The 10421-nt window shown below is 70.7% G+C and carries 11 protein-coding genes; 2 read left to right on the top strand and 9 right to left on the bottom strand.

The window, feature by feature from the left end; all coding sequences use genetic code 11:
- The first annotated feature begins 101 nt into the window (after positions 1–101).
- Positions 102–953, top strand: a complete 852-nt coding sequence (locus tag NDR87_RS23540; protein WP_251915423.1) for a cutinase family protein — start codon at positions 102–104, stop codon at positions 951–953.
- Positions 954–1136: 183 nt separating this feature from the next.
- Here NDR87_RS23540 and NDR87_RS23535 read toward each other — a convergent pair whose 3' ends face one another.
- Both NDR87_RS23535 and lysX read right to left on the bottom strand, forming a co-directional pair.
- The gene (locus tag NDR87_RS23535) at positions 1137–1835 is read right to left on the bottom strand and encodes a histidine phosphatase family protein (RefSeq protein ID WP_251915422.1); all 699 of its coding nucleotides are present in this window, start codon (positions 1833–1835) and stop codon (positions 1137–1139) included.
- Positions 1836–1885: 50 nt separating this feature from the next.
- On the bottom strand, positions 1886–5188 hold the full coding sequence (lysX, locus tag NDR87_RS23530) for a bifunctional lysylphosphatidylglycerol synthetase/lysine--tRNA ligase LysX (RefSeq protein ID WP_372494276.1): 3303 nt from the start codon (positions 5186–5188) through the stop codon (positions 1886–1888).
- Between the two features lie 171 nt (positions 5189–5359).
- On the opposite strand from lysX, the gene NDR87_RS23525 reads away from it, so the two are divergent.
- Positions 5360–5581, top strand: coding sequence for an RNA-binding S4 domain-containing protein (locus NDR87_RS23525; protein ID WP_251915421.1), 222 nt, complete (start codon positions 5360–5362; stop codon positions 5579–5581).
- Positions 5582–5585: 4 nt separating this feature from the next.
- On the opposite strand, the gene rraA is transcribed toward NDR87_RS23525, so the two are convergent.
- The 7 genes from rraA to NDR87_RS23490 all read right to left on the bottom strand — a co-directional run bounded on the left by rraA (position 5586) and on the right by NDR87_RS23490 (position 10142).
- Positions 5586–6071 (bottom strand): ribonuclease E activity regulator RraA, encoded by a 486-nt coding sequence (gene rraA / locus NDR87_RS23520; RefSeq protein WP_251915420.1) that lies wholly within the window; start codon positions 6069–6071, stop codon positions 5586–5588.
- A 27-nt stretch (positions 6072–6098) separates the two neighbouring features.
- Positions 6099–6557: an SRPBCC family protein gene (locus NDR87_RS23515; RefSeq protein WP_251915419.1), complete on the bottom strand. Its 459-nt coding sequence runs from the start codon at positions 6555–6557 to the stop codon at positions 6099–6101.
- A gap of 37 nt (positions 6558–6594) precedes the next feature.
- A complete protein-coding gene (locus tag NDR87_RS23510) occupies positions 6595–7491 on the bottom strand; it encodes a CopD family protein (protein ID WP_251915671.1) in 897 nt (298 codons plus the stop codon).
- 41 nt (positions 7492–7532) lie between these two features.
- Positions 7533–8075 carry a copper resistance CopC family protein gene (locus NDR87_RS23505; protein WP_251915418.1) on the bottom strand — a complete coding sequence of 181 codons (543 nt, stop codon included), beginning with the start codon at positions 8073–8075 and terminating at the stop codon, positions 7533–7535.
- Positions 8072–8722, bottom strand: coding sequence for a YcnI family protein (locus NDR87_RS23500; protein ID WP_251915416.1), 651 nt, complete (start codon positions 8720–8722; stop codon positions 8072–8074). Before NDR87_RS23500 ends, NDR87_RS23505 begins: the two co-directional genes overlap by 4 nt.
- A gap of 42 nt (positions 8723–8764) precedes the next feature.
- The gene (locus NDR87_RS23495; protein WP_251915413.1) at positions 8765–9367 is read right to left on the bottom strand and encodes a hypothetical protein; all 603 of its coding nucleotides are present in this window, start codon (positions 9365–9367) and stop codon (positions 8765–8767) included.
- 130 nt (positions 9368–9497) lie between these two features.
- Positions 9498–10142: a DUF6474 family protein gene (locus tag NDR87_RS23490; protein WP_251915669.1), complete on the bottom strand. Its 645-nt coding sequence runs from the start codon at positions 10140–10142 to the stop codon at positions 9498–9500.
- Positions 10143–10421 lie beyond the last annotated feature (279 nt).

The following is a 10421-nucleotide window of genomic DNA, read 5'->3' as shown; positions in this document are numbered from 1 at the left end:
CGACGGAATGCCCTGGTGCCGGGGCGGGCTTGAACTGGAGCAGTATGCGGTTGAAGAAGTTTGTCGCGGCTGCGGGGGCAGCGGTAGCGGTACTGTCCGGCATGGCGCTCGGAACGGGCACCGCGGCAGCGGATCCCGGTTGTCCGAAGCTGTATGTCGTTGCCATTCCCGGTACCTGGGAGACGGGCGAGCACCGTCCCGAGGATATGCACGGTCCGGGCATGCTCGCCGGTGTCACGCGTGGGCTGCCGCGCTCGACCGAGGTCGACTACGTGGACTACGCCGCCACCGCCTTCCCGTGGGAGGGCGATGTCTACGGCGCCTCGAAGAAGCAGGCCATCGATAACGCGCGTGGGCTGATCGGCGCGATGGCGGCTCGCTGCGGGGCCACCCACATCGCGCTCGTGGGCTACAGCCAGGGCGCCGACGCCGCGGGCGATCTCGCCGCCGAGATCGGCACCGGCCTCGGCGTGGTGCCGCCGGATCGGGTCGCGGGTGTCGGCCTGATCTCCGATCCGCGGCGCTCGCCGCTGGATGTGCAGGTCGGCCCGGCGGTCGGCGGGGCGGGCGCGGGCGGTCCGCGGCCGGGCGGCTTCGGCTTCCTCAGCGATCGCGTGCGGACCATCTGCGCGGCGGGCGATCTGTACTGCGCGACCGACGATCAGGACTACGTCACGCGCTTCGCGGGCTTCCTGGCGCAGGCCTCCGGCGCGACGGCGGCCAACCTGTGGCGCTATCAGCTGGAGGCGGGTTCGATCATCGGCGATCTGATGGCCCACGGCGGTATTCCGACGCTGCAGGCCCAGCTCACCGACGACGCCAACCAACAGCGGGTCAAGCAGCTGGAGCAGTTCTACGGCTCCGGCACGCACACCTCCTACGGCAACTACTACGTCGGCGGCGGCCAGACCGCGATCAGCTGGATGCACAACTGGATCGCCGGAATGGCGTGAAATATCCGCTCGCACGGGCGAATTCGAGTGGGCCGCTCCCCCCGGGAGCGGCCCACTTCGTGTTTCGGGGCCGCGCAGACGACGAGGGCCGCTCCCCCGCAGTAGGAGCGGCCCTCGTCGAGCCCATCCAACAACGCCACACTGAGAGCACGCTGCGAGTCAGCTCTGAATCGGCTGGGAGTTTCAGTCCCGACCTTGACCGGCGGCGATATTGCGTGGCAACAGATCCCACACGTGCCCGTTCTCGTTGACCGTCGCGGCGGTGCGGGCGCCGGCGCGGGAGTAGAGGATTCGGGTGATCGAGCAGTAGTCGATCGGGAAGGTGAGCGGGCGCGCCAGGCCCAGCACATCCTGCAGGAGCACGTTGATCACACCACCGTGGGCGAACACGACGACCGTATCGGAATGCGCCGTGGTGGAGGCGATCTCGTCGACCGCGGCGAGCACCCGCGCGACGAAGGCCGGGCCGTCGATCTGCTCGGGCAGATAGCCGGCCTTGATACGGCGATAGGTCGCGCGGAATTCCTCCAACAACTCCTCGGGCGGCGCACTCGCATCGGCGGGCACCGACCCCGCCGCCCACCCGCGCGCCGCCTCGATGGGCACATACGCGGGCAGCTCACGATCGTATTCGGCCAGCCCGTCCACCACGTCGACCGGCAACCCGAGCTTCTCGGCGGTCGGCGCGGCGGTCTCGCGGGCACGCCGCTGCGGACTGCTCACCACCCGCGCGATCCGATGCGCGCCGATTTCGAGCCGGGCCAGCGCGGCCGGAACCCGCCCGGCCTGTTCGACACCGAGCTCGGTGAGCCCCGGATCGGCGGGCCCGGAGGCCGCCAGGGCGCGCTCGGGCTGAGCGTGACGCACGAGTACCAACTGCACGTCCACCACTCTGCCGTACGCTCACCGATCCGCGAGCGCCCGGGCGGTACTCAGCGCGGCTTCACCAGCGGGAAGGGCAGGGTTTCGCGGATGCTGCGGCCGGTGATGAGCATGACCACGCGGTCGACGCCGATGCCGAGGCCGCCGGTGGGGGGCATGGCGAATTCGAGGGCCTGCAGGAAGTCCTCGTCGAGTTCCATGGCCTCCGGATCGCCGCCCGCGGCCAGCAGGGATTGTTCGGTGAGGCGGCGGCGCTGCTCCAGGGGGTTGGTGAGTTCGCTGTAGGCCGTGCCCAATTCGACGCCCCAGGCGACCAGGTCCCAACGCTCGGCCACGCCGGGGATGCTGCGGTGGGCGCGGGTGAGGGGGGAGACCGAGGTGGGGAAGTCGATGTAGAAGGTGGGTGCCTCGGTGCGGGCCTCGACCAGGTGTTCGTACATCTCGAGGACGATCTGTCCGGCGTCCCAACCGGGCTGGTGGGGTACGCCCGCCTTGTCGCAGAGCACGCGCAGGCGCTCGACATCGGTATCGGGCGAGATGGTCTCGCCGATCGCATCGGAGATCGCGCCGTGCACCGTCCGGACCGGCCAGTCGCCGGAGATGTCGACCTCCACCGGCGCGCCGTTGGCATCGGTCCGCACCGCGACGCATTTGCCGTTGGCGGCGATGGCCGCCTCCTGGATGAGCTGGCGGCAGGCGTGCATCATCCGCTCGTAATCGCTGTGCGCCTCATAGGCTTCCAGAATGGTGAACTCGGGATTGTGGCTGTAGTCCACGCCCTCGTTGCGGAACACCCGGCCCAGCTCGAACACCTTCTCCATCCCGCCGACGCACAGCCGCTTCAGATACAGCTCCGGCGCGATGCGCAGATACAGGTCGAGGTCGTAGGCGTTGATGTGGGTGGTGAACGGGGCGGCGTTGGCGCCGCCGTGCACCTGTTGCAGCACCGGGGTCTCCACCTCCAGAAAACCCCAGCCGTGCAACGTATCCCGCAGCGAGCGCACCACCGCGCTGCGCTTGGCCAGCACCTCGCGCGTCTCGGCGTTGACGGCCATGTCGACATAGCGCTGGCGCACCCGGGCCTCGGGATCGGCCAGGCCCTTCCACTTGTCCGGCAGCGGGTGCAGGCATTTGCCGATCATCCGCCAGTCCTGGGCGAGCAGCGACAGCTCGCCGCGGCGGCTGTGTCCAATCTGCCCGCTCACCTCGATCAGATCGCCGAGATCGAAGTACTTGTCGAATTCCCCGGCCAGCGCCGCGCCGACCCGGCCGCGATCGATCACCAGCTGGATGTCGTCGGACCAGTCGCGCAGCACCGCGAAGATGACGCCGCCGTAATCGCGAATTCGCAACAGCCGCCCGCACACTCGCACCGTGGTGCCCTTGGGGGAGCGTCGCGCCGCGGCGACGGTGTGGGTCGGGGGATAGGCCACCGGATAGGCGTCCACGCCCTCGGTCTCGAGTCGCGCCAGCTTGTCCATGCGCACCCGCACCTGTTCGGGGCGGCGCGGCTGGGCCGGTTCGAGGTCCTCCGGCGGCAGTTCCGGCGGGCTGCCGTCGGCGTGCAGTCCGGTGATGGTCGGCGGGACGACCGAGTGGAGGCCGGTGTGCGCCAGCGCGTCCGGCTGTTTGCCGAAGCGCGGCAGGAAGCCCTCGGCCAGCGCACTGGCCACGCCCGCTCGGACCAGCTGCCGCCGATCCTCGAAGATGAAGAAGCGCGGCACCCACTGCGGCTGGTACTTCACATTCGACCGGTACAGCGCCTCGAGCTGCCACCAGCGCGAGAAGAACATCAGGACGCTGCGCCACAGCCGCAGCACCGGGCCCGCGCCGATGCGGCCGCCCTCCTCGAAGACCGAGCGGAACACCGCGAAGTTCAGCGAGACCTTCGTGATGCCGTACTGCTCGGAGGTGAGCGCCAGCTGCGAGATCATCAACTCCATGATCCCGTTGGGGCCCTTGGGATCTCGCCGCATCAGATCCAGCGACACTCCGGTGCGTCCCCACGGCACCAGCGACAGCATGCCCCACACCCGCTCGCCCTCGACGGCCTCCACCAGCAGGCAGTCGCCGTCGAGCGGATCGCCGAGCCGACCCAGTGCCATCGAGAAGCCGCGCTCGGTCTCGGTATCGCGCCAGGCGTCGGCGCGCTGGATCACCTGCGCCATCTCCGCCGCCGACAGCTCGCGATGGCGGCGGATGCGCACCGCGATGCCCTGTTTGCGCAGCCGATTGGCGGCCTGGCGGACCTGCTTCATCTCCGGGCCCGCCAGCGAGAACGAGCGGGTGTCCAGAATCGCCTCGTCGCCCAGTCGCAGCGCCGACAGTCCGGCCTGGCGGTAGGCCTGGGCACCGAGTTCGCTCGCGCCCATCACGGCCGGGGCCCAGCCGTACTGGTCGGCCAGCCGCAGCCAGGCGTCGATGGCCTGCGGCCAGGCCTGCGTGGATCCGATCGGATCGCCGGAGGCCAGGCAGACGCCGAGCTCCACGCGATAGGTCACCGCGGCCTTACCGCTGGGCGCGAACACCACCGCTTTGTCGCGGCGGGTCGCGAAGTAGCCCAGCGAATCCTCGATATCGGAGCGTTCCAGCAGGCCGCGCAGCGCCGACTCGTCCAGTCCGGTCAGGGCATTGGAGGAGCGCTGCGAGCGGAACAGCACGATCGCGGCCGCCAGCAGCGCCAGCGCGCCGAGCAGGCCGAGCAGCAGATTCACGAAATGCGGCGGATGCCCGTCGAAATTGTCCGCGCCGAACAGTACGGCCGGTACCACCCGCGAGGCCGACCACAGCGGCCGCTCCACGCCGCGCGGCAGGCTGCCCGGGAACAGTTCGATCAGTCCCCAGCCCAGCAGCCAGCCGATCGTCAGCCCGCCGACCAGGGTCCCCAGCGCCTTCCACAGCGCGCCGCGGCGGACCTGGGTGTAGAACTCCGGCCACGCCGCGATCAGCAGGCCGATCACCGCGACGTGGACGACGAGGGCCACCAGCGCGTGCGGATCGCGCTCGTCGGCGACATCGAGCGCATTGGCGAGGATGAAAAGCGCCATGTACGCGACCAGCAGCCACCAGGCGATCCGCTTGCGGGTGGCGATCGCACCCGCGAGCAGGCCCACCATGAGGGCGGTCACCAGGCTGGTATCGGGGGCGTCGAAGTAGTAGGCGTCGATGTAGCGGCGCGGTATCGCGGTGAGGTAGCGCAGCCCGGGCGAGATGCTCCACAGCGCGCACAGGACCGAGAACACGCCCAGCACCAACCCGGCGATATGCGGTACCTCGCTGAGGCGGCCGTGACCGCGATGCGGCACCCCCGAGCCCGAATGAGGTTTCCCGCGTAGGTCGTGCGTGGCAGTCACCGAACCAGTGTGCGGCCCGGCGTCGCCGGAACGCGGTACGTCCGGGGTTCCGGATGTCGTGGCGGTATTCGGTTGCGGCGCCATCAGGTTCGATCCTCTCGGCGGGCGACGGCCACGCCGGATCCGGGGGCGGCGTTCGCCCCCGCGACGGCGGAAGTAAAGATGTACCCCATGTCGGATCCAGTCGATGTGCCGATCGATGACGATGTCATTCGACTCGGTCAGTTCTTGAAGCTGGCCAACCTCATCGAAACCGGTTCGGAAGCCAAGACCGTTATCGCCGCCGGATTGGTGCGTGTCAACGACGAGGTCGAGCTACGGCGCGGCCGTCAGCTACACGCCGGTGACGTGGTCGCCCTGGCCGGTCACAAGGCCAGGGTCGCCTCCGGCTAACCCGTCATTCGGCGCGGACGACGATGCCGTCGGCGTCGCTGTAGAGCATCTCGCCCGGCACGAACGTGACGCCGCCGAATTCGACCGGCACATCGCGCTCGCCCGAGCCGGTCTGGGTGCTCTTGCGCGGATTGGTGCCCAGCGCCTTGATGCCGATGTCGAGCGTGCGCAGGATCGCCGAATCGCGCACCGCGCCGTTGACCACGACACCGGCCCAGCCGTTGGCCACCCCGCGCCCGGCGATGATGTCGCCGACCAGGGCGGTATGCACGCTGGCCCCGCCGTCGACGACCAGCACCCGGCCCGCGCCGGGTTCGCCGAGGGTCTGCTTGACCAGCAGGTTGTCCTGGAAGCAGCGGATGGTGACGATGCGGCCCGCGAATGCCTCGCGACCGCCGAATTGCGTGAACTGGGTGTCGCAGCTGCGGATCTCGGGGCCGATCTCGTCCGCGAGGTCGGCGGTGGCAACTAGCTTTGCTGATTCGGTCACGTCAGCAAGCTTGCCACGCACCGTCGCTCAGCCCTCGCGCACCAGGTGGTAGTCGGCGATCTGGGTGGTCAGATTGTGCGTCGAATGTTTGACCGCGATCTTCACGAAGGGCTCGATGGTCTTGCCCAGCAACTTGCCCGCGATGCCACCCGGCACCCGGTAGTCGACGATCGCGTCGACGGTGCAGGCGTTCGCGCCCTTGGCGTGGAAGACGAAGGTGGACTCGATCTCGAAGCCTTTGATCGACTTGACCGCGATGGCGACGTTCTCCTCCCAGCGCACCACCTGGATGCGGGAGTTCAGGTGGGCCGGTCCCAGTTTGATATCGCCGTCGAAGGTCGCCCCGACGCCCACGGTCTGCTCGGTGACGGGGGTGAACTTGTCGACCTCGGTGATGAATTTCGGCAGGTTCCGGTAGTCGTTGACATAGGCGAACGCGGATTCGGCCGACGCGGCGCACTCCGCCACGATCTTCACTTCGGTCATGGCGGTCACAGTAACCGGTGTCAGGGTGGCGCGCAGATCAGGCCGTGACGGCCAGGGTCGCGGCCAGGCCGAACACCAGCGCCATCGCCACCACCTCGGCGATCGCCCGGCGCAGCGAGGCGTCGGCGGTCATGCGATGTTCGCTCGCCCGCGGCACCCAGTCGCGCCGCCACCACCAGCCCAGTCCGAGCAGCGCGGCCATGAGTACGGCCTTGGCCAGCAGGATTCGGCCGTAGCCGGTGTCGAACAGCGGCGCGAGCCCGCGCAGGCGGATCAGGCCGTCGCAGATCCCGGTCACCGCGACGGCGGCCGCCGCGGGCAGCGCCCAGGACGAATATCGGGGCAGCACCACCGCCCACTCGCCGCGCGTGCGCAACACCAGGGCCAGCGCCAAAAGCAGCCCGAACCAGGCGGCCGCGGCCAGCGCGTGCACCGCGCCCAGCACCGAGCCGAGCGGCTGCTGCGACATATGCCCGGTGATCGGCCGCAGCACCAGCGCGACGGCCGCGAAGACCAGGATCGGATCCGCCGCCGCGCGCTCGGGCCGCCGATAGGCCAGCGCGCAGTAACCGGTGACCACCACGGTGCCGACCAAAATCGCGATGCCGATCTGGCCGCCGCTGATACGGGTGAGATAGGTGGCGAAATCCCCGGCCCGCAGCCCGGTCACCGGCACACCCACCACCTGCGCGGCCTCGCAGGCGAGCACCGCGAATTCCGTTGCGGTCCACAGCCCGCCGAGCGCGGCCAGCGTCCGCCAGGGCGGGGTCAGCCGCTCGTACAGCCGCGGCAGTGCGGCCAGGCCCAGGACGGTCGCGCCCGCACAGTCGGCCAGCGCCCGCACCGGCGCCTCCGACTGCACCGGGTCCGGCGCCGCCAGCGCCCAGGCCAGGGCCGCGCCGAGCAGTGCGGCCGGGACGACCGACAGCAGCATCGACCGCAGGGCGGTCGAACTGCCGCCGGTCGTCGCCTTGTTCACGACCGCTTGCGGCTCTTCTTGCCGCCCAGCAGCGCGACGGCCAAACCGCCGCCGAACAGTACGACCGCGCCCACGATGAACACCCACACCGGGACCCCGCCCGAATCCTCGCCACCGCCGGAACCGCTCGACGCCCCGGCCTTGGCCCCGGGCGTGCCGGTGCCGGGTTTGGTGAGGGTGAAGGTGCGGGTGCCGCTGACCGGATGACCGTCGGCCGAGGTCACCCGGTAGGCCACGGTGTACCTACCCGCCGGGCCGAGCTCGCCGACCGGCACGCTGACCGTCGGGCCGTCGACCGCGGGCTCACCCTTGTCCCAGCGGTTTCCGTCCGGGCCGACCACGGTCAGCGACGGGAAGCTGGGTTGCAGGTTCTCGTTGAAGGTCACGCTCACCCGCGCCGGACCCGCATCGATCGACGCCCCGTCGGCCGGTTCGCTGGCCACCGGCGCGGAATGCGCCGCGGCCGGACCGGCCGACAGGAAGCCGATTCCGGCGGCCAGTAGCGCGGTGAGCAGACCCGCGAGGATTCGGCGGATCATGACCGTCGACTCCGGATCAGGCTGCCCAGACCAAGGGCCGCGCCGAGCGCGCCGAGGCCCAGGCCGATGCCGCCGAGCCAGCGCGCGGTGTCGTCGCTGTCGTGGTGTCCGGCCTCGGTCGCGGCGGCCGCGTCGTGACCGTCGCCGCCCTTGCTCGCCGCGAGGGTGAGGGTGGGCGCGGGATGTTCGGGCTCGTCGCCGTTCGGTCCCATGGGCTGATCCCAGGCCACGACCTTGCCGTCACTGTAGGTCTGGACGGCGGGCAGGCTCACTTTCTCCTGTTTCGGCAGCGGTCCGACCGACAGCACGAAGCGCTGGAACTGGCCCGGTCCGACGCCCGGATTACCGGGCTCGGCGGTCCAGGTCACGGCGGTGACCTGGTTCTTGTCGTTGCGGTCCACCTTGGCGGACCAGCCGGGCATCGGCTCGGTGCGGGCCGAGGACACATTGGGCAGTTGCACGGTCAGCTTGGTGGTCGCGGCCGTCTCCGATTCGGTCGGCACCCGCAGGGTGACGACGCCGTAGCCACCCTGGCTGGCGCCGGGCGCGTCGGCGGTGACATGGGCGCCGGCGGTACCGGTGGCCAGCACGGCCAGACCGGCGGTGGCTCCCGCGGCCACGAGGGCGCGCGAAATCACGCTGGACATAGGGGATTTGCCTTCTCTGTCGAGTGGTGGACGTGGTCGGGGTCAGGACCACGCGGGCGGCGCGCGCGAGCCGAGGACGCCGCTGCGGAGAAGGCGGTGGATGTGGGGGAGTGCCCCGAGATACGGGATCGATCCGCGGGGTGCCGCCGGTGTGCCGGGCCGGTCCACGGCGCCCCGGAACGCTTGCGAGACAAGGACGTACAACCCCTCGGCGACCATGATGAGCACGCCGCAGGCCAGCGCGGCGAGCGTATGCGCCGCCGCCATCGCGCCCGCGGGGAGCTGCTGCCCGTCGAACAGGACAGGCGGGGAAGACGATTCGTGCCGATGCCCGAGCACCCCGGCCAGCACGGCGTGCCCCGCCCACTGCCCACCGGCGAGCGCCACGAACAGCGCCGCGCGTCCGGGTCGTTCGCCGGCCCCGGGCACCAGCCCGGTGAGTGCTCCGATGCCCCCGGCCACCAGGACCAGCAGGCTCAGCGTCGCCGAGCTCGGATAGCCGCCACCGCCCGCCCCGTGCGCCGCCACCGCCACCGCGGCGACCGTCGCGCCGACGAGATATCCGCGCACGAGCGCGGGCCCGCCCCCGCGCGGCGCGGCCGCCGGTGGTTCGCGGCGGTGCGCACGTTCGGTGCCGCCGGGCATGGCCTCGACGGTACGCCGCACCGCGCCCGGGCTCTCGTAAACGCTTGCGGCGCGAGGCGTTCGGCCACGATTCGCACCGGGTGCCGAGCTCACCGCACGAGGCGAGGGCTCGGCGCGGGGCATGGCCGGGTCAGCGCACGCCCAGGCGCGCGAGGATGTCGGCCTCGATGCCGGACAGTTCGGTGGAGATGGAGGCGTGTACCGCGCGGCGGCGCGCGGTGGGCATCTGCTCGGCCGTGCGGATCGCCGAGGCCAGGCTGTCGAGGCGGTCGCGGGTGGCGGCGATGAACTTCTTGGTCTCCGCGCCGTCCTTGCCCGCGCGGTTCTCCAGTTCGGCGAGGGTGGGCTCGACCGCGGCGACGCGGGCCTGCAGTCGCCCGCCGTGACCGCTGAAATCGCCCAGCTGATCCAGGCCGATGCCCAGGCGCTGGGCGCGGCGGGTATCGATCTGGCCGCGCACGAAGGTGGCGGCCCGATAGGCCAGCGGTGCCAGCACCGGAACCAGCACCCGGGCCACGCCCAGATACTTCTTGACCTGACCGGCGCTGAGCAGTTCGCGCTCGGCCCGCTCGGCCGCCTTCAGCGCGGCCTTCTCCTCCGCCTTGAGCGTGGCGATCTGCTGTTTGGCCACCTCACGCTGGGTGCGGGCGGCTTCGCGGTCGCGCTTGCGCTGATTGCGCGCGCCGAATCTGGCCTCCAGCTTGGCCTTGTGCTTGAGGGCCTTCGCCTCGGCTTTGCGGTCCGGGCGCCGCTTGCGCTTGGTGAACAACCCCATCGAAAAGGCCTCCGTCATCGAGCCACCGGTTTGCGCCAACCATATCGGTTCGGCCCGAGACGTTGCGAGGGCACGCGCCTCCGCAACCGCTTTGCGCAGTGTGGTTCACGGTCTTGTCAGGGGTGGGGGCCATACTGCATTACGTGTATTCGGGCAGTGACGACCGGAACGGTCGGGAGCGAGACGGTGGCGGGGACGAGCGGCGGGCGGCCGCGCTCGCCACGGCCGCCGCGCCCGGACCGGCGCCGACCGGACGGGTGTCGGGTCCGGTGAACGGCT

Origin of the sequence: Nocardia sp. CDC159, from assembly GCF_023740735.1 — a bacterium.
GTDB lineage: Bacteria > Actinomycetota > Actinomycetes > Mycobacteriales > Mycobacteriaceae > Nocardia > Nocardia pulmonis.
Note: the sequence above shows the minus strand (reverse complement) of the source record. Positions and strands in the feature narration are given on the sequence as shown.